The organism is Alcanivorax limicola (assembly GCF_019931215.1).
GTDB lineage: Bacteria > Pseudomonadota > Gammaproteobacteria > Pseudomonadales > Alcanivoracaceae > Isoalcanivorax > Isoalcanivorax limicola.
In genome coordinates this window covers 760,290-780,323 of record NZ_JAIOUB010000001.1, presented here as the reverse complement: position 1 = coordinate 780,323, position 20,034 = coordinate 760,290, and the positions used below count along the sequence as shown (strand labels likewise).

At 61.8% G+C, this 20,034-nt stretch carries 13 protein-coding genes and 1 tRNA gene; 9 read left to right on the top strand and 5 right to left on the bottom strand.

Annotation, left to right across the window (positions count from 1 at the left end):
- Window positions 1-171: 171 nt before the first annotated feature.
- From K8B33_RS03400 to K8B33_RS03365, 8 genes are all read left to right on the top strand, one after another.
- On the top strand, window positions 172-1,515 hold the full coding sequence (locus tag K8B33_RS03400) for a UDP-glucose dehydrogenase family protein (RefSeq protein WP_223423295.1): 1,344 nt from the start codon (window positions 172-174) through the stop codon (window positions 1,513-1,515).
- Window positions 1,516-1,550: 35 nt separating this feature from the next.
- Window positions 1,551-2,432, top strand: coding sequence for a UTP--glucose-1-phosphate uridylyltransferase GalU (galU, locus tag K8B33_RS03395; protein WP_223423293.1), 882 nt, complete (start codon window positions 1,551-1,553; stop codon window positions 2,430-2,432).
- Between the two features lie 159 nt (window positions 2,433-2,591).
- Window positions 2,592-3,878 (top strand): UDP-glucose dehydrogenase family protein, encoded by a 1,287-nt coding sequence (locus K8B33_RS03390; protein WP_223423291.1) that lies wholly within the window; start codon window positions 2,592-2,594, stop codon window positions 3,876-3,878.
- Complete coding sequence (gene pgi / locus K8B33_RS03385; RefSeq protein WP_223423288.1) at window positions 3,875-5,494, top strand: glucose-6-phosphate isomerase; 1,620 nt, start codon at window positions 3,875-3,877, stop codon at window positions 5,492-5,494. Before K8B33_RS03390 ends, pgi begins: the two co-directional genes overlap by 4 nt.
- A gap of 133 nt (window positions 5,495-5,627) precedes the next feature.
- Complete coding sequence (locus tag K8B33_RS03380) at window positions 5,628-7,007, top strand: phosphomannomutase/phosphoglucomutase (protein WP_223423286.1); 1,380 nt, start codon at window positions 5,628-5,630, stop codon at window positions 7,005-7,007.
- 229 nt (window positions 7,008-7,236) lie between these two features.
- The gene (gene cysD / locus K8B33_RS03375; RefSeq protein WP_223423284.1) at window positions 7,237-8,151 is read left to right on the top strand and encodes a sulfate adenylyltransferase subunit CysD; all 915 of its coding nucleotides are present in this window, start codon (window positions 7,237-7,239) and stop codon (window positions 8,149-8,151) included.
- Window positions 8,151-9,812 carry a sulfate adenylyltransferase subunit CysN gene (gene cysN, locus K8B33_RS03370; protein WP_223423282.1) on the top strand — a complete coding sequence of 554 codons (1,662 nt, stop codon included), beginning with the start codon at window positions 8,151-8,153 and terminating at the stop codon, window positions 9,810-9,812. The genes cysD and cysN overlap by 1 nt, the downstream gene beginning before the upstream one ends.
- A 354-nt stretch (window positions 9,813-10,166) precedes the next feature.
- Entirely contained in the window at window positions 10,167-12,047 is a 1,881-nt protein-coding gene (locus K8B33_RS03365) for a polysaccharide biosynthesis protein (RefSeq protein WP_223423279.1), read from the top strand.
- An 87-nt stretch (window positions 12,048-12,134) separates the two neighbouring features.
- Here the strand turns inward: K8B33_RS03365 and K8B33_RS03360 are convergent.
- Together K8B33_RS03360 and K8B33_RS03355 are read right to left on the bottom strand one after the other, a co-directional pair.
- Window positions 12,135-12,210: transfer RNA gene (locus K8B33_RS03360), tRNA-Asn, on the bottom strand.
- 86 nt (window positions 12,211-12,296) lie between these two features.
- Complete coding sequence (locus tag K8B33_RS03355) at window positions 12,297-13,481, bottom strand: pyridoxal phosphate-dependent aminotransferase (RefSeq protein WP_223423277.1); 1,185 nt, start codon at window positions 13,479-13,481, stop codon at window positions 12,297-12,299.
- 110 nt (window positions 13,482-13,591) lie between these two features.
- Between K8B33_RS03355 and uvrB the strand changes: the two genes are divergently transcribed.
- On the top strand, window positions 13,592-15,697 hold the full coding sequence (uvrB, locus tag K8B33_RS03350; RefSeq protein WP_396020958.1) for an excinuclease ABC subunit UvrB: 2,106 nt from the start codon (window positions 13,592-13,594) through the stop codon (window positions 15,695-15,697).
- 171 nt (window positions 15,698-15,868) lie between these two features.
- On the opposite strand, the gene K8B33_RS03345 is transcribed toward uvrB, so the two are convergent.
- From K8B33_RS03345 to cydD, 3 genes are all read right to left on the bottom strand, one after another.
- Window positions 15,869-16,399 carry an REP-associated tyrosine transposase gene (locus K8B33_RS03345; protein ID WP_223423272.1) on the bottom strand — a complete coding sequence of 177 codons (531 nt, stop codon included), beginning with the start codon at window positions 16,397-16,399 and terminating at the stop codon, window positions 15,869-15,871.
- 196 nt (window positions 16,400-16,595) lie between these two features.
- Window positions 16,596-18,308 (bottom strand): amino acid ABC transporter ATP-binding/permease protein, encoded by a 1,713-nt coding sequence (locus tag K8B33_RS03340; protein ID WP_223423270.1) that lies wholly within the window; start codon window positions 18,306-18,308, stop codon window positions 16,596-16,598.
- On the bottom strand, window positions 18,301-20,010 hold the full coding sequence (gene cydD / locus K8B33_RS03335; protein ID WP_223423267.1) for a thiol reductant ABC exporter subunit CydD: 1,710 nt from the start codon (window positions 20,008-20,010) through the stop codon (window positions 18,301-18,303). Before cydD ends, K8B33_RS03340 begins: the two co-directional genes overlap by 8 nt.
- Window positions 20,011-20,034: the final 24 nt, after the last annotated feature.

Sequence of the window (20,034 nt, the reverse complement as noted above, 5' to 3'; positions counted from 1 at the left end):
GGGGGGGCGTTGCGTTGGGCACCCCACACCCTCGGTGCCGGGCCCCCCCGTAGGGTGTGCTGAGCACAGCGAAGCGCACCGCACCCCCGGCAGCCCCTTACCACGCTACCGACCACCATGCGCCGTCATCATGACAAAATACCCGAATTCGAATTGTTTGCGGAGTAACGAATGAACATCACCATTTTCGGCACAGGTTACGTTGGCCTGGTTACGGGCACTTGCCTGGCAGATGCCGGCCATAATGTGCTGTGTGTGGATGTGGATGAGGCCAAGGTGGCCTCTCTGAAGCAAGGACAGATCCCGATCTATGAGCCGGGCCTGTCGCCCATGGTCACCCGTAATGTGAAGGAAGGGCGGCTGAGTTTTACCACCGATGCGGCCCAGGGGGTGAACTTCGGTGTGTTGCAGTTTATCGCCGTGGGCACGCCGCCGGATGAAGACGGCTCGGCGGATATGAAATATGTGCTGGCGGTGGCCAATACCATCGGTGAGCACATGCAGGATTACAAGCTGGTGGTGAACAAGTCCACGGTGCCGGTGGGCACGGCAGATCGCGTGCGTGAGGCGGTGAGTGGCGCGCTGGCCAAGCGTGGTGTGGACCTCGATTTTGATGTGTGCTCGAACCCGGAATTTCTGAAAGAAGGCGCGGCCATCGAGGACTTCACCAAAGGCGCGCGCATTGTCGTCGGCACGGATTCAGCGAAAGTGGAAGGGCTGATGCGGGAGTGTTACGCGCCCTATAACCGCCATCATGAAAAGCTCATCTTCATGGATATCCGCTCTGCCGAGCTGACCAAGTACGCGGCCAACGCCATGCTGGCCACCAAGATCAGCTTCATGAACGAGATGGCCAACCTGGCCGAGCGCTTGGGGGCGGATATCGAGCATGTGCGTCATGGTATCGGTTCTGACCCGCGCATTGGCTATCACTTTATTTATCCGGGTTGTGGCTACGGCGGTTCCTGTTTCCCGAAAGATGTGCAGGCGCTGGAGCGCATTGCCCGCGGTGTCGGCTATGAAGCACAGATTCTGACGGCGGTGGAGGCGGTAAATAACCGCCAGAAGCAGACGCTGTTCGACAAGCTGGTCGCGGCTTTTGATGGCGATATCAAGGGGCGCACCATCGCGGTCTGGGGCCTGGCATTCAAGCCCAACACGGATGACATGCGTGAGTCACCCAGCCGTACCCTGATGGAATCGGTATGGGCCGCCGGAGGCCGCATCAATGCCTATGACCCGGAAGCCATGCCGGAGACGCGCCGCATCTATGGTGAACGTGCTGATCTGAACCTGGTGGATGAGCGTAATGCCGCCCTGGTCGATGCGGATGCGCTGGTGATCTGCACGGAATGGAAAGAGTTCCGGGTGATGGATTTCGAGAGCCTGAAAGGGACGCTGAAGTCCCCGGTGCTGGTGGATGGCCGCAATCTGTTCGACCCGGCGGCAGTGAAGGCCGCGGGCCTGATGTACTACGCGGTGGGGCGTGGCGACAGTGTTCGCGCTAACCCGTAATAGCAGCCCCGCGCAGCACCTTGAAGGACGAGATCATGATTCGTAAAGCAGTATTGCCCGTTGCCGGTCTGGGTACGCGTTTTTTACCGGCCAGCAAATCCATCCCCAAGGAAATGATCACGGTGGTGGACAAGCCTGTCATCCAGTATGTCGTGGACGAGGCGGTGGCGGCGGGTGTGCGGGAAATTGTGCTGGTCAACCATTCAGCCAAAACCGCCATCGAAAACTATTTCGATGTGCATTATGAGCTGGAAACCGAGCTGGAAAAGAAGGGCAAGCAGCAGTTGCTGGATGTGCTGCGCGCGATCGTGCCGCCGGATGTGCGGGTGATCAGTGTGCGCCAGGGCAAGCCGTTGGGCCTCGGGCATGCGGTGCTGTGCGCCCGCGAGGTGATCGGTGACGCCCCGTTTGCCGTGCTGCTGCCGGATGTGCTGGTGGACAACCATGCCACGCCCGGGCAGACCGATCTGGGCCATATGATCACAGCGTTCGAGAAGCAGGGCGCTTCGCAGATCATGGTGGAGCAGGTGCCGCGTGAGCGCGTGGATCAGTACGGGATTGTCTCGCTGGACGGCGCTGCGCCGGGGGCGGGGGAGAGTGTGTCGATGACGGCGGTGGTGGAAAAGCCGAAGCCGGAGGAGGCGCCTTCAGATTTGTCCGTGGTAGGTCGGTATGTGCTGCCGGCGCGAATATTCGAGTTGCTGGCGGAGACCAAGCCTGGTGCCGGTAACGAGATTCAGCTGACGGATGCGATTGCCGACCTGATTCGGGAGCAGCCGGTGGCAGCCTACCGGATGACCGGCAAGACCTATGATTGCGGGAGCAAAGCCGGTTATCTGCAAGCCACCATGGCCTATGCGGCACGGCACCCGGAAGTGGGTGATGCGTTTCGGGCGCTGGTGCGGGAGTATTGTTGAGCGAGGGTGGTTTGGTTGGGCATGGTGCGCTTCGCTGCGCTCAGCACACCCTACGGGAGCCGCTGTAGGGTGTGCTGAGCGTAGCGAAGCGCACCGCACTGCCACCGCCCAAAACACACCAGATTCACCCGACGAGCACCAACAACGGAGAACCTTTCAATGCACCTGGACGTCTACGGCGACACGCTCTGCGCACTGGTAACCGCCACCGCGATGGCCTCCAGCGGCCACAATGTGGTGCTGCGTTCGCCGGACCGGGGCCGTTTTGCCGAGGCCGTGCAGGCCGGGCAGTCGCTGTACCGCGAACCTGGCCTGGAGCGGCTGCTGCAGGAGCAATTGGAAGAAGGCCGGCTGCGCTGGGGCGCGTTGGATGAAACACCGGCGGCCGGTGTGCGTGCGATCTTCCTGGCGTTTGAGTCAGAGCATGAACCACAGGCGCGGGATGTCCTGGTGCAGCTGGCCAGGGAAGCTTCTCCGGGCACCGTGGTCATCAATCAATCCGCCTTCCCTGTGGGTACCACGGAAGAGCTGCAAATGCTGTTCCCCACCGGTGCGGTGGTGTCCCTGCCGGAGTTCCTGCAGGAAGGTGCGGCGGTACAGAGTTTCCTGCGCCCGGCGCGCTTGTTGCTGGGGTGCGATGATCCCCGGGCCGAGGCGCTGGTGCGCGAAGTATTCCGGCCGTTCAACCGTTTGAGTGATCATTTTCTGCTGATGCGCCCGCGTGAGGCCGAGTTTTCCAAGCTGGCGATCACCGGCATGCTGGCGACGCGGGTCAGTTTCATGAACGACATGGCGAATCTGGCCGACACATTGAACGTGGATATCGAACAGGTGCGCAAGGGCGTGGGCTCGGACCCGCGCATCGGTGAGGCGTATCTGTATCCGGGCTGCGGGTTCGGTGGGCCGGGCCTGTCCCGTGATGTACTCAGCCTGGCCAATACGCTGCAGGCGCGCGGCATCAATTCGGAGCTGTTGAGCCAGGTGATGGCGATCAACGAGCGCCAGAAGGAAGTGATGTTCCGCAAGCTGTGGGTGCATTACGGTCGCGATCTCAGCGATAAGGTCATTGCCATCTGGGGCGCGGCGTTCAAGCCGGGTACCGGGCGTATCGACAATGCGCCGATTCTGCGCCTGCTGGAGGCGCTCTGGGCACAGGGTGCGGTGGTGCGGGTGCATGATCCGGAAGCCTTGCCCGCGCTGGCGGCCCGTTACGGGGAACGTGAGGACCTGATTCTGTGCCAGCAACCCTATCGGGCCGTGGAAGGTGCCGATGCGCTGATGCTGGTGACCGAATGGAAAGCCTACTGGAGCCCGGATTATGCGCGCCTGGCCGCGCTGATGCGCGCGCCGGTGTTGCTGGATGGCCGCAATATCTATGATCCTGAGTTTGCCCACGCCAGCGGGTTTACCTATTACGGCGTGGGGCGCCAGGGACCAAGCCAATGAAGTGGAATGATCTGAAGGTGCATGCGGATGCGCTGTCGCAACAGCATCTGGCCGATTTGTTTCGGGATGACGCGCAGCGGTTCGAGCGCCTGCACCGCCGTGTCGGGCCGCTGCTGCTGGATCTGAGCAAGCAGCGCCTCAACGGTGACACGCTGGACCAACTGGCTACGCTGGCGGACGCCAGTGATCTGCGTGGCTGGATTGATCGTATGTTTGCCGGTGAGGCGGTCAACTGCACCGAGAACCGGGCGGCCATGCACTGGGCGTTGCGCGCCCCGCAGGACAGTGTGATTGCGGCGCCGGAAATTCGTGCGGCGGTGCATGACGAGCTGGTGAGCATGGCGCGCATCGTGGACAAGTTGCACGCCGGGCAGTGGCGTGGCTTCAGCGGTGAAGTGATTACCGATGTGGTGAATATCGGTGTGGGCGGCTCTGATCTGGGGCCGTTGATGGTGACGCGGGCGCTGGAGGATTTTGCGGTGCCGACGCCGCAGAATCTGCAGGTGCATTTTGTCTCGTCCATGGACGGCAGCCAGGTGTCGCATCTGTTGCGCCAGCTGCGCCCGCAAACGACGCTGTTCATCATCTCGTCGAAGTCGTTCACTACCGTCGATACCCTGTACAACGCCGAGACGGCGCGCACCTGGATGCAGCGTGCGCTGGGGGATGACGAGGCGGTGGTGCGGTGTCATTTTCTGGCGGTGTCCAGTGCGCAGGAAAAAGTGGCTGCCTGGGGTATTGCGGAAGAAAACCGCCTGCAACTGTGGGATTGGGTCGGCGGGCGTTATTCGCTCTGGTCGGCCATTGGTCTGCCGGTGGCGTTACGTGTGGGCATGCCGCGTTTTCGTGAGCTGCTGGCGGGCGCACATTTTATGGATGAGCATTTCCGCACCACGCCCTGGCAGGACAACCTGCCGGTGCTGATGGCGTTGGTGGGAGTGTGGAATACCAACCTGCTGGGTATCCATGGCCATGCGATCCTGCCCTATGATGGCCGGCTGAAATATTTGCCGTCGTACCTGGAACAGCTGGAGATGGAATCCAATGGCAAGTCGGTGACCCGTGATGGTGAGCCGGTGTCGACCCGTACCTGCCCGATTTTGTGGGGGGATGTGGGGCCGAATGCCCAGCATGCGTTCTATCAGTTGCTGCACCAGGGCACGGAAGCCGTGACCTGTGATTTTATCGCTCCGGCGTTGCGCTACCACGAAGATGTGCATACCGAGGGCGCTCGCGAGCTGGTGCGCCAGCATGAACTGGCGCTGGCCAATTGCCTGGCGCAGTCGCGGTTGCTGGCGCTGGGCGAAGCGGCGTTGCCGGAAGGTGAGCAGATGCCGTTCTACAAGCGTTATCGCGGCAATCAGCCGAGTACCACGCTGATGATGGACGAGTTGACGCCTTACAGCCTGGGCGCCATGTTGGCGGCCTATGAGCACAAGGTATTTGCCCAGGCGGTGATGTGGCAGATCAACCCGTTCGATCAGTGGGGTGTGGAGATGGGCAAGAAGATTGCCACGGATACCCTGGCGGCCCTGCGTGATGACGAGGCCGGGGCTGTGGCCATGGATGCCTCGACGGATGGGTTGTTGGCGTATATTCGCAGGCCCGGGGGGTGAGGTGGGTGGGGCATGGTGCGCTTCGCTGTGCTCAGCACACCCTACAGCGCACCCGCCCCCACCAAACCTTCCGCCCCTGCCACTGCCACCCCCAACCCCCCAAACACCCGCAACACAACAAGGTACGCACCCTATGACCGACATCACCCTGACCCCCGGCATCTTCCGCGCCTACGACATTCGCGGCATCGTCGGTGAGACCCTGAGCGACGATGTTGCCCGGGATATCGGCCGCGCCATCGCGGCGGAAACGCGGGCGGCCGGTGAAACCCGTATTGCGGTGGCCCGCGATGGCCGCTTGTCCGGCCCGGCTATCAGTGCGGCGCTGATCGATGGCCTGCGTGCCGGTGGCTGTGATGTGGTGGATGTGGGCATGGTGCCGACGCCGGTGCTCTACTACGCCACCCATGTGATCGAGGGGCTGACTTCCGGGGTGATGGTGACCGGCAGCCATAATCCGCCGGATTACAACGGCTTCAAGATCGTGATCGGCGGTGTGACCCTCTCGGGTGAGCGCATTCAGGGCCTGTATGAGCGCCTGGTGAAGCAGGATTTGAGCGAGGGCCAGGGCACCCTGAATCATGTCGACTTGCGGGAAGAGTATCTGGAGCGCATCACCTCGGATATCCACCTTGAGCGCCCTTTGAAAGTGGTGGTGGATACCGGCAATGGTGTCGCCGGGGAGCTGGCGCCGGTGCTGATGAAGCGCCTGGGGTGTGAAGTGGTGTCGCTGTTTACCGAGATCGACGGCTCGTTCCCCAATCACCACCCGGACCCGAGCGAACCGGCCAACATGGCTGACCTGATCCGCACGGTACAGGAGACCGGTGCCGATCTGGGCCTGGGTTTTGATGGTGACGGGGATCGGGTGGGGGTGATTACCCCGGCGGGCGAGATGATCTACTCGGATCGCCTGATGATGGCGTTTGCCGAGGACGTGCTGTCGCGGGTGCCCGGCGGGCGCATCATCTTTGACGTCAAATGCACCGGCAGCCTGGCCACGGTGGTCAGTGAGCTGGGTGGTGAGCCGGAGATGTGGCGTACCGGGCATTCCATCATCAAGGCGCGCATGAAAGAGACCGGCGCGCCGCTGGCCGGGGAGATGAGCGGGCATATCTTCTTCTCCGAGCGCTGGTATGGCTTTGATGACGGCCTGTACGCGGCGGCGCGCCTGCTGGAGATCCTGGCGGGGCAGGGCAGCGATGCCGATGGCTTCTTCCAGCGTTATCCGCAGAACCCGAGCACCCCGGAAATTACCATCAAGGTGGCGGAGGACAACAAGTTCGCCATTGTCGAGCGCTTGATTGCCGATGGCGATTTCGGTGATGGCACGCGCAACACCATTGACGGCATCCGGGTGGATTACGCCGATGGCTGGGGCCTGTGCCGGGTGTCGAATACCTCGCCGAAGCTGGTGACGCGGTATGAAGGGCATACCGAGGCGGCGTTGCAGCGCATCCAGGGGGTGTTCGAGGCCAATATTGAGGCAGCGATCCGGGCGGTTGGGGGGTAGGCGGCCCCGGGGTTTGGTGCGCTTCGCCTTCGGCTCAGCACACCCTACGGAGCCGCTGTAGGGTGTGCTGAGCGCAGCGAAGCGCACCATGCCCACCCAATCTCCTTGAAACCCCGGACCCGCCCCTCCGGCTGCTCCCGCCCCCATGCCCCCACACTGAATTTGCTGTATCATTTGCGCCCTGCTGCCAAGCGGGCACCTTCACGTTCTACTGTAGAGACCAGTAACCATGGTACTTCCAGAGCATCGTATGACCCATCTCCAGGCACTGGAGGCGGAATCGATTCACATCATTCGCGAAGTGGCTGCCGAATTCGAGAACCCGGTGATGCTGTACTCCATCGGCAAGGACTCCTCGGTGATGCTGCACCTGGCGCGCAAGGCGTTTGCCCCGGGCAAGCCGCCGTTCCCGCTGATGCATATCGATACCACCTGGAAATTCCGCGAGATGATCGCGTTCCGTAACCGTATGGCTGAAGAAGCGGGTATGGAATTGCTGGTGCATACCAACCAGGAAGGCGTGGCGGCAGGCATCAACCCGTTTGATTACGGCAGCGCGAAATACACCGACATCATGAAAACCCAGGCGCTGAAGCAGGCGCTGTCCATGCATGGTTTCGATGCGGCCTTCGGTGGTGCGCGCCGTGATGAAGAAAAATCGCGTGCCAAGGAGCGGGTCTATTCGTTCCGTGATCAGCAGCATCGCTGGGACCCGAAGAACCAGCGTCCTGAGCTGTGGAATCTGTATAACGGCCGCATCAACAAAGGCGAGTCCATCCGCGTGTTCCCGCTGTCGAACTGGACCGAGCTGGATATCTGGCAGTACATCTACCTGGAAAACATCGAGATCGTGCCGCTGTACTACGCCGATACCCGCCCGGTTGTTGAGCGTGACGGGATGCTGGTCATGGTGGACGATGAGCGTATGCCCCTTGCTGAAGGCGAAGTGCCACAGCAGATGGACGTGCGATTCCGGACATTGGGCTGCTACCCGCTGACAGGCGCGGTGCCATCCAGCGCCCGCACGCTGCCGGATATCATTCAGGAGATGCTGGTGGCGAGAACCTCCGAGCGCTCTGGTCGGGCTATCGATCATGACGAAGCCGGCTCTATGGAGAAGAAAAAGCGGGAGGGCTACTTCTGATGTCTTACGAAGCACCGAAAATCGACAATATCGAAGATTACCTGCGCCAGCATGAGCAGAAAGACATGCTGCGCTTCATCACCTGCGGCAGTGTGGACGACGGCAAATCCACCTTGATTGGCCGTTTGTTGCACGACAGCAAGATGATTTTCGAGGATCAGCTGGCTGCGATTACCCGTGACAGCGGCCGCCACGGCACCACCGGTGAAGAGGTGGATCTGGCGCTGCTGGTGGATGGCCTGCAATCCGAGCGCGAGCAGGGCATTACCATTGATGTGGCGTACCGGTTTTTTGCCACGGATCATCGCAAATACATCATTGCCGACACCCCGGGGCACGAGCAGTACACACGCAACATGGCCACCGGCGCGTCCACCGCACAGGTGGCGATTCTGCTGATTGATGCGCGCTACGGCGTGCAGGTGCAGACGCGTCGCCACAGCTTCATCTGTTCGCTGCTGGGCATTCGTCACTTCGTCATTGCCATCAACAAGATGGATCTGGTGGATTACAGCGAAGCCCGCTACGAAGAAATCAAGAAGGAATACGCCGCGTTTGCGGAGGCATTGAATGTGCCGGATATCCGTTATGTGCCGATGTCGGCGCTGGCGGGGGACAACGTGGTGCATGCCAGCGAGCGCATGCCCTGGTTTACGGGGACGCCGTTGCTGGAGCTGCTGGATCATCTGCCGGTACATCGCGATGAGCCGCTGCAGTACCTGCGTATGCCGGTGCAGTATGTGAACCGCCCGAACCTGGACTTCCGTGGTTACTGCGGCACGTTGGCCGCCGGTACGTTGAAGCCGGGCCAGGCTGTGCGCGCGTTGCCATCGGGCAAGACCTCCACCGTCAAGGCCATTGTGACCTGGGAAGGTGAGATTCCCGAGGCGCATCCCGGCCAGGCTATTACCGTCACGCTGAATGACGAGATCGACATTTCGCGTGGCGACATGCTGATCGCGGCAGACGATGACATGACCATGGGGCATGCGTTCATGGCCCATGTGGTGTGGATGCATGAGCAGCCGCTGAAAGTCGGCAAGACCTATGACTTCAAGCTGGGCACCACCTTTACCAGTGGCCAGATCACTGAAATCGTGCACCAGATCGACGTCAACTCGCTGGAAAAAAGCGAAGTCAACGAACTGGCACTGAATGGCATCGCGCTGTGCCGGCTGCAGCTCACCCGTGCGGTGGCGTTTGACCGGTATCGTGAATGCCGCCCCACCGGCAACCTGATTGTGGTCGATCGCCTGACCAACGTGACGGTGGGCGCCGGTATGATCGAGGACCGGGCCGAACCGCTGAGCGCCAGCGAGCGTTTGCCGGCCGTCACCGCCGAACTGCGTGCCCGCCGCTTGGGCCAGCAGGCGGCGCGCCTGACGGTAACCGGCGCGGGTGCTGCCGAACTGGCGCAGCGTCTGGAGAGAATCCTGTTTGCGGCTGGCGCCCTGCCAGCCGTCACTCAGGTGTCACAGGATGCGGCGACACTGCAGGCCGCCGGGGTGATGGTCATCATGCCGGATGAGGCACAGGGTGAGCGGCGTTTGCAGCTCTCTTGCGGTGAGCGGGAGATCGTTGTTTCCGCTTTGCCGGAGGCCGACGGCAAGGCAGCAGAGCAGGTGCTGGCACTGCTGCGTGACAATGGCCTGCTTGGCTGATGCCCGGTTGCCCGCTCCGGCGGGCATAACCGGCGCCAGTTCACAAATATTGACAATATAAGCCCGATATATGCCTTCAGCCAGGCAACCTGTGCCGCATCGGGCGGTCTACAGAGGGCGTGAAGGCGGGGATGAACGTGCGGTTGTGCGCGTGAAGGTCACGTGATTGACCGCTTATTCATCCTGTGACACGCTTCTCAGTTGTGTGCTCGCGTGTGTGTCTGCATGGTTAGCTCGCTTGGTCGGGATGGCTCGATCGAAGTGTTCGCACGGAGGCGAAAAAGGACGATGGAACAATTCGAACGCTGTAACCATTGGCTTGTAGGCTTGTCTCGGACAGCCAAGCAGTGGTTGATGATCATCGCTGACCTGTTTGCCTTTCCCCTTGTCTTTATTGTTGCCTACGCCGTGCGCGTAGGGGATATCACTCCCAGCATTGCCCAACCCTGGCTGATTCTGCTTGCGCCGTTGCTGACAGTGCCTTTCCTTTACGCCGCCGGGCTGTACCGCGCCATGGTGCGTTATCTGGGAGGTGAAGCGGTCATCGCCATCTTTACTGGCATGACCATGGCCATGGTGGGGTTTGCGGCCTCGGGCACTTTCGTAGGCCTGGAAGGTACGCCACGCTCCGTCTTTATCATCTATTGGGCGCTGGGCATGTTGTACCTCGGCGCCAGCCGCTTCCTGGTGCGGCGCTATCTGTTCTGGGCGCTGCATCTGCGTCAGCGGCAGGAACGCGTCGCCATCTTTGGCGCCGGGGATTCCGGTATCCAGCTGGCCATGGCGCTGAGCAGCGGACAGCAGTATCAGACCGTTGCCTTCGTGGATGATCTGCGGGGGTATCAGGGCAGCATCATTCAGGGCATGCCGATCCTTAGCCGTCAGGGGCTGCAGCGCTACGTGGAGCAGGGGCGCATTGATACCGTGCTGTTGGCCATGCCTTCGGCCAGCCGCTCCCAGCGCTTGCGCGTTATCACCTTCCTCGAAAAGCTGCCGGTCAAGGTCAAGTCCGTGCCGGCGCTGCACGACATCGTATCCGGCAAGGCGCGCCTCGAGCAGATTCGTGATGTGGCCATCGAAGACCTGCTGGGTCGTGATCCGGTGCCGCCCCAGGGCAACCTGCTGGATGCCTGCATTGCTGGCAAGAATGTGCTGGTCACCGGTGCGGGTGGTTCTATCGGCAGTGAGCTGTGTCGGCAGATAGCCAAATTGGGGGCCTGCCGCCTGGTGCTGGTAGAGCACAATGAGTTCGGGCTCTACAGCATGGAGAGAGAGCTCGCGGAACTGGTGGCAGAGGCTGATATTCACCTCGATATCGTGCCGATACTTGGCTCGGTGGTCAGCCGGGGGCTGCTGGAATCCGTGTGCAGGCGCTATCACGTGCATACGGTCTATCATGCGGCCGCCTACAAGCATGTTCCGCTCGTGGAAATGAATCCGTTCTCCGGCGTGCGCAACAACATCATTGGCACCTTCGCTGCCGCCGAGGCGGCGGAAGCTGCCGGGGTAGAGCGCTTTATTCTGGTGTCCACAGACAAGGCGGTACGGCCCACCAATGTCATGGGCGCCACCAAACGTTTTGCCGAACTGGTCTTGCAGGCCATGGCCGCACGGGGCTCCACCACGGTGTTTTCCATGGTGCGCTTCGGCAATGTGCTGGGCTCTTCCGGTTCGGTGGTGCCGCTGTTCCGGGAACAGATCAATCAGGGTGGCCCGGTGACGGTGACCCACCCGGACGTTACCCGCTATTTCATGACCATCCCGGAAGCCTCCCAACTGGTGATTCAGGCGGGCTCCATGGCTGAAGGTGGTGAAGTTTTCGTGCTGGATATGGGGGAGCCGGTGCGCATCTTTGATCTGGCCACCGCCATGATTCATCTGATGGGCTATTCGGTGCGCGACGAGAAGAACCCGCAGGGCGATATCGAGGTGGAGTACAGCGGCCTGCGCCCCGGTGAAAAACTGTATGAAGAACTGCTGTTCGGCGACGACGGCGTCGGCACCCGGCATCCAATGATCATGCAGGCACGGGAAGCATCATTACCCTGGGCTGAGATTGAGAAAGCGCTGGATGCATGCCGTGATGCGCTGGAGACGGGTGATGAGAAAGCGCTGGTTGCGCTGTTGCGGCGCTACGTCAAAGGCTATGCCCCGGCGGCCCACTGCTCCGTGGAGGGCCTGCTGGAGCGGCAGCCGGAGCCACGCGTCGAGCCCCCTCGGTCGGTGCTGCACTGAGCAGGTCTCGCTACCCGAAACTCTCTACCCAAAAAAACAGGCACGCACAAAAAAGCCCGGCACATGTCCGGGCTTTTTTGTTTCTTCTGGCTCCGCCTGCTGGGCTCGAACCAGCGACCCACTGATTAACAGTCAGTTGCTCTACCGACTGAGCTAAGGCGGAATGTCTTGAGGCGCGTATATTAGTAGCGCGCTCCGGGTGGGTCAACACCCGGGCGCGCTGTTTGCCTATTATTTGGTCTTTCCGGCCTATTTATCGAGAAACGCTGCAATACGCGCCATGGCTGCCTTCAGGGTATCCATGCTGACAGCGAACGACAGCCGCATGCAGCCCGGTGTACCAAAGGCCGAACCCGGTACCAGTGCGACGCCGGCTTCCAGCAGTTTCTCGGCCAGTTCCAGGTCATCCTTCAGGCCAGCGGCCTTGATGGCTTCGTTGAAGTCCGGGAAGGCATAGAAGGTACCGTCGCCAGGCAGGCAGGTCACGCCGGGCAGGTCGTTCAGGGCGGCGACCAGATAATCGTGGCGCTCCTTGAAGGCTTTGCCCATGACCTGGATGCAGCTCTGGTCGCCGTCGAGGGCGGCCTGGGCGGCTTCCTGGCTGATGGAGGCCGGGTTGGAGGTGCTCTGGCTCTGTACCTTCTTCATGGCGCCAATCAGTTTGGCGGGGCCACCGGCGTAGCCGATGCGCCAGCCGGTCATGCTGTAGGCTTTTGACACCCCGTTCATGACGATGGTGCGCTCATACAGGTCCGGGTTGGCGTTGACGATGTTGATGAACGGCTTGCCGGTGAACAGGATGTGCTCGTACATGTCATCCGTGGCGATCAGCACGTTGGGGTGCTTGCGCAGCACTGCGCCGATGGCCTTCAGCTCGTCTTCCGTGTAGGCCACGCCGGACGGGTTGGACGGGCTGTTGATCACGAACAGACGGGTCTTTGGCGTGATCGCGGCTTCCAGCTGCTCGGGGGTGATCTTGAAGCGGCTGTCGATACCGGTTTCGATGATGACAGGTTTTGCCCCGGCGACGAGTACCATGTCCGGGTAGGAGACCCAGTAAGGCGCAGGAATCACGGCTTCGTCGCCGTCATTCAGGAACGCCAGGGCCATATTGAAGAAGCTTTGCTTGCCGCCGCTGGAGACCAGGATCTGGTTGGGCTGGTAGTCGAGGCCATTTTCACGCTTGAACTTGCTGATGATGGCCTTTTTCAGTCCGGGCGTGCCGTCCACGGCGGTGTACTTGGTTTTACCCGCTTTGATCGCCGCCATGGCGGCTTCTTTGATATGATCCGGCGTGTCGAAATCGGGCTCACCGGCGCCCAGGCCAATAATGTCTTTCCCTTCAGCGCGCAGTTCGGCAGCGCGGTTGGTAACGGCCAGGGTGGGGGAGGGCTTGATGCGTTGTACGCGGTCGGACAGCTGCAGTTCGGACATGGACTCCTCGTTCTGTCGAGTCATGGGTTAACGCGCCCTGGCGCGGCGTTGCGGCCGGGCTGCGTCCCGTCAGGGGCACCAATCTTACCTGATCAGAGGTCCATGCGGAAATGGCATCAGCAGACGTACCAGAGCACAAGCAAACCGACACAGGGGCCGAGGCCGGAGCTGATACGGGGGCGGATACAGGCGCTGTGGGCTTCCGCATCCACTCCGATTACGAGCCCGCCGGGGACCAGCCAGAGGCGATTGCCGGGCTGGTCGAGGGCCTGCAGGACGGGTTGGCCCACCAGACCCTGCTGGGCGTGACCGGCTCCGGCAAGACCTACACCATCGCCAATGTCATCCAGGCATTGCAGCGGCCGACCATCATCATGGCGCCCAACAAGACCCTGGCGGCGCAGCTGTACAGCGAGTTTCGGGAGTTCTTCCCGGAAAACTCGGTGGAATATTTTGTCTCTTATTACGATTACTACCAGCCGGAAGCCTATGTGCCGTCGTCGGACACCTTCATCGAGAAGGATTCCGCCATCAACGAGCACATCGAGCAGATGCGTCTGTCGGCCACGAAAGCGCTGCTGGAACGCCGGGACACCATCATTGTGGCCTCGGTGTCCGCGATTTACGGCCTGGGTGATCCCACCAGTTATATGTCCATGGTGCTCCATGTAGTACGCGGCGATCATATTGATCAACGCGCCATTCTCCGGCGCCTGGCTGAATTGCAGTACACGCGCAACGAGATGGACTTCCGCCGGGCGACCTATCGGGTGCGCGGGGATGTGATTGATATCTTCCCGGCGGATGAAGAGCGCGAGGCGGTGCGCATCGAGCTGTTCGATGAGGAAGTCGAGGCGATCAGTATTTTCGATCCGCTGACCGGGGAAATCTTGCGCAAGGTGTCGCGCATTACCATTTATCCGAAGAGCCATTACGTCACACCACGAGAAACGGTGTTGCAGGCCATCGAGATGATCAAGGCCGAGCTGAAAGAGCGCCTTGAGCAGTTGCGTGACAATAACAAGCTGGTGGAAGCGCAGCGGCTGGAACAGCGCACCCGCTTTGATATCGAGATGTTGCAGGAGCTGGGCTACTGCAATGGCGTGGAAAACTATTCGCGCCTGTTTTCGGGCCGGGCGCCGGGTGAGGCGCCGCCGACGCTGTTTGATTATCTGCCGGATGATGCGTTGCTGGTGATGGATGAGTCTCACGTCAGCGTGCCGCAGATCGGGGGCATGTACAAAGGCGACCGTTCGCGCAAGGAAACGCTGGTGGAGTACGGCTTTCGCCTGCCGTCGGCATTGGATAACCGGCCGCTGAAGTTCGAGGAATGGGAACGGCTGGTGCCGCAGATGATTTTCGTATCGGCGACGCCGGGGACCTATGAAGAGGAGCATGCCGGGCAGGTGGTCGAACAGGTCGTGCGACCCACCGGCCTGCTGGACCCGCGTATCGAAGTGCGACCGGCGACCAGTCAGGTGGATGATGTGCTGGGCGAGATTCGTCTTTGCGTGGCGAAAGACGAGCGGGTGCTGATTACGGTGCTGACCAAGCGCATGGCGGAAGATCTCACTGAATTTCTGCAAGAACATGATGTGCGTGTGCGGTATCTGCATTCTGATGTGGATACGGTGGAGCGGGTGGAACTGATTCGTGATTTGCGCCTGGGCAAGTTTGATGTGCTGGTGGGCATCAACCTGTTGCGGGAAGGCCTGGATATGCCGGAAGTGGCCCTGGTGGCGATTTTTGACGCCGACAAGGAAGGTTTTTTGCGCGCGGAGCGTTCGCTGATCCAGACCATTGGCCGTGCGGCGCGGAATCTGGAAGGCCGCGCGATTCTGTATGCGGACAAGATGACCCGTTCCATGACCGCCGCCATATCGGAAACCGAACGGCGGCGTGAGAAGCAGACCGCGTTCAATCTGGAGCACGGTATCGAGCCCACGGCGCTGAACAAGCGTATCCGCGATATTCTTGAAGATACCTACAGCACCGGCCAGGGCGGCAAGCGTGCCAAGGGCAAAGGCAAGCTGTCTGCGGTGATGGAAGATGCGCTGGAATGGGATGCGGCCATTGAGCCCGCCGATGCGGCGAAACAGATCACCAAGCTGGAAGCCAAAATGATGGAACACGCCCGCAACCTGGAGTTTGAACAAGCCGCCCAACTCCGCGACCAGATCACCAAACTCCGCGACGCGGCTTTCATGCCCCAATAACCACACGCCACTCCCGCGCGCTTCCCGTAGGGTGTGCTGAGCCAACGGCGAAGCGCACCGGGAGTTGCAGGCTCTGGCATAGTGCGGCAGTGGACCGCAGCCATGGTGCGCTTCGCGGTGCTCAGCACACCCTACGGCAGTGCATCAATGCTCCAATATGCCAACCAACGCTTACTCCCCAGCCTGAAGATCATCATCGGGGCTGGCGGCCCAGTCCGGGGAGTACAGGCCTTGCCTTACCGCGCGGTGAAAGCTGGAGAAGGGCCAGTCTACGGCCCGCGGGGCGAGGCCGTGTTTTACCGGGTTGAAATGGATGTAGTCCATGTGCCGCTGATAATCCCGTTCGTCTCGTATCAGATGTTCCCAGAAACGGCGTTGCCAGATACTCCGCTCCCGGCGGCGATGTTGGCTTGGTGAACGGCGAACCTGATCGGGAACACGACGGGAAAAGCCGGCCTTGATCAGTGACCAGCGTGTGGCGAAGTCAACGTCGTTCGGTGGCAGGGTCCAGATGGCGTGCAAGTGATCGGGCAGGACAACCATCGCATCAATGTGAAACGGGTGACGCATGCGGACACGCTGAATGCTGTCTCGCAATGCGTCGATGTGTTTGATCAGCGGGGGATCAAGATAACGGTGTTGGCAGGTGACGGTAAAAAACCACGTGGCACCGGGGCGCCATGGTCGACGGTAGTTGGGCATGATCGTCATTCCCTTGACGAAAAAATTCAGAGTAAAACGCGCGCCCAACACCGTCCAGCCGTTTGTGATGTTTTCGTAGGGTGTGCTGAGCAACGCGAAGCGCACCGAAGGTTGCAGGTTTTGGTGTGGTTTGGACTGTGAGCCGTAGCAATGGTGCGCTTCGCGTTGCTCAGCACACCCTACGGTGCCGCGGTGTTCAACGGGTGAGGTTGAGGGTTTGGTGGTGGGGGAAGCGGGGGGTGTGGTCGAGGATGATGAGGGTGCGGTTGTTCTGGTGTTGGCGCAGCCAGTCGTTGGCCTGGGTGGCGCTGGTGGTGTCGAGGCCGCGGAACGGTTCGTCCAGGATCAGGGCGTCGGCGGGGGTGAGGACGCAGCGGATCAGGGCGACGCGACGGGCTTCGCCGCCGGACAAGGGTCTGCCGTTGAGGCCGATCCATTGGTCGAGTGCGTCGGTGAGATAATCCAGGCCGACGGCGTTCAGTGCGGCGCGCAGGGTGTCGTCATCAAGCGCCGGGTTGGCCAGGGTCAGGTTGTCGCGCAGTGTGGCGGATAACAGGGTGGTGTCCTGGGGCATCATCGCGATGCGTGCGAGGCGCTGCGCCTCGGGGATGGTGCCGACCGGTTGCCCGGCAAACAGCACTGTGCCGCTGTCGGCGGGCAACAGTCCGCACAGCAGACTGGCGATACTGCTTTTGCCGATGCCGCTGGGGCCGGTGATATAAAGACAACTGCCAGCGGTAATGACCAGATCGCGTTGATCCAGCAACGGGCGCCCGGCAACACTGCGGCGCAGGGAGACCTTATCCAGCACCCACTCAGGCGGCTGAGTTGTGGTGTCTGACGGCGCGTCGGAATCTGACGGCACAGACCGGTCAGGCGAAGGCCGGTCGCGCAACAACCGCCTGACAGCGGCATGGGTCTGCGGCATCTGCCGCCAGGCATTGGCCAGCCCGGCCCACAACCCGCCCAGGGACAACATGCCGACAATCAGCAATGCCATCACCGGCGCGGCAGTGCTACCCGCTGCCTCGCCGTCGACGCGTGCATTGCGCAGCAGCTCATCTGTTAGCAGCAGGTGTGCGCTGAGCCACACGGCAGCAATCAGCGCTGCAGCACCCAGCCATTGCATGAGCGCCTCGCCGCCCGCGGCGCCCAGGCGTTGGCGCAAGAGTGCGGCGTTATTGTGTGCTTCCCGTGTCAGCCAGCGTTGCATCTGACGGCTTCGGGTATCCGCGAAATACAGTTCTTTGTGGCTGCTGATCAGTGTCAGCAATTCGCGGCGGCTGCGATCCCGCCGTGCTTCCTGGCGCAGCAGACGGTGGCGGTTCAGGCGCGCGGTCAGCGCGCAGGTGGCGAGCATCAGTATGCCAAGCCCGATAATCAGCAAGGCAAAGCTGGCGCTGGCCCACCAAGCTGCGAGGAGCGCGAGCAACAGGGTGGCGCCAGTTGCTGCGGCGGTGGGAAAAAGCAGGCCAGCGTGCACGTTTTCCAGTGTCTGCACGTCACTCATCAAACGCACTTGCACACTGGCCCGACGTGCTGACAGCAGGCGCTGATAGGGCAATGCCGCAAACCGTGCAAACAGGGTGCGGCGCAGCGTTGCCATGATGCGGAAGATGGCTTCGTGACCCACCAGGCGCTCGCCATAACGGCTGACGGTGCGCAGCACGGCAAAGGCGCGAATCGCTGCACCGGGCGCAAAGATTTCCAGGGTGATGGCGACGCCGGCGCTGGCGGCGATACCTGCCAGAGCACTGGCAGTGATCAGCCAGCCAGCCGCCGCCACCAGGGCTACCGCAGAAAAGGCAGCCAGTAGTGCCAGCAACAGGGCCGCGAGTGTCCAGCGACGGCGGCCTGTGTCGAGCTGCAACAGGAAGCGCCAGTGATGGCGTTGGGCGGGCTCATTCATAGGCGGTCAAATCCAGGCAGCGATCTGCGGCCGCCGCGGCGCGGGCGCTGTGCACGAACATGATGATGGTGGTGTCACCGGCGAGCTTGCGCAGTGTTGTCAGAATGGCGCTTTCCGATGCCGGGTCGAGGCTGGCGGTGGGTTCATCCAGAATCAGCAGGCGAGGCTGCCGATACAGGGCGCGCGCCAATGCCACGCGCTGGCGTTCACCACCGGAGAGGCCCGCGCCATCATCGCCGAGACGGCTGTGCAGGCCGTGGGGCAGGGCGGCAATGACCGGGGTCAGCGCGCAGTCTGCGATCAGTTGTTGCAGCGTGCTTTGTGCTGGATCGTCATCGCCCGGGGCGATGTTGGCCAGCACGGAGGCAGCGGACAGATTGGGTTGCTGGCCCAGCCAGGCGGTATTGACCCGCAGTTCATCGGCGTTCATGTGCGCCAGTGGCTGGTTGTCGATGCGAATATCACCGTGGGCGGGCGTGCTGAAGCCGAGCAGGGCGTCGGCCAGTGATGATTTACCGCTGCCTGACGGGCCGGTGATCGCCAGCCACTCGCCGGCAGCGACCTCCAGGTTGAGCCCGCTGAAAATCGGCGCCTCGCAACCGGGCGGTTGCAATGTCAGGTCGGTGACAGTGACCTGCGGCGCGGTCGACCAGCGTGGTGCCGTGGCTGTGTGCTGTCCGGGTGGCGCCACCGGGCTCTCCAGCAACGGCGCGAGACCGGCCATGGCTGCCAGCGCGGCGCCCCGGTCATGGTAGTGCTGGCCAAGCTGACGCAGTGGCGCAAAGTATTCCGGGGCCAGCAGCAGGATCACCAGCGCGGAGACGGCGGTGATGCTTTCAGCGGGGCCCCAGGTCAGGAAGCCCAGCAGCGCCATGCCGACATAAATGGCAACGCTGGCAATGGCGATGGAGGCGAAGAATTCCAGCACCGCGGATGACAGAAACGCCACGCGCAATACGCGCATGGCAGATTGCCGCCAGGCGTCGGCGGCCACGCCGACACTGTCGATACTGCGTTCAGTGGCGCCAGCCAGGCGCAACAGGGGCAGGGCGCGCAGCCGGTCCAGGAAGTGATCCCCCAGGCGGGCAAGCTGTTGCTGTTGTTGCTCGGCCAGCCCGGCAACGCCCATACCGATAATGGCCATGAATAACGGAATCATGGGCGCAGCGAATAACAGCAACACCCCCGCGAGCCAGTTCTGGCTGAACACCAGCAGCAGAATCAGCAGGGGCTGCACCATGGCATTGAAAAAAGCAGGCAGGTAGCCGCCATAGTAGGGCTGCAACACATCCACTTCCTGACCGAGGCGGGTGGCCAGGCGGCCGGCACCTTCGCCATGTTGCAGGCGCCAGGCGGGCTGCATGGCATTGTGCGCGAGGGTGGCACGCAACCGGCTGGTGATCTGCAGGCCGAGGCGGGTAGCGAGCCGGTCGCGCCATATCAGCAACGCGCCGCGCGCCAGCGCCAGTATGGCGAGCAACACAAGGGTGCTGAGGGGCGGCACTGCAGGGGCGGTGACCAGTGCCGCCAGCGTAACGGCCAGCAACCACAGGAAGCCGATAAGTGCGAGGGCTTCGCCGGTAATGCACGCCAGCAGGGCGTAGCGTGTGCGGGCCGGAATATAGCCGCGCAGTTGCCTTGCCGCCGCGCGCCACAGCGGTGCTTCACTGTTGTGGCGCGCGGCGAGTGTTGCAGGATCCATGTATTTCCCTGAACGCCCGCGTGC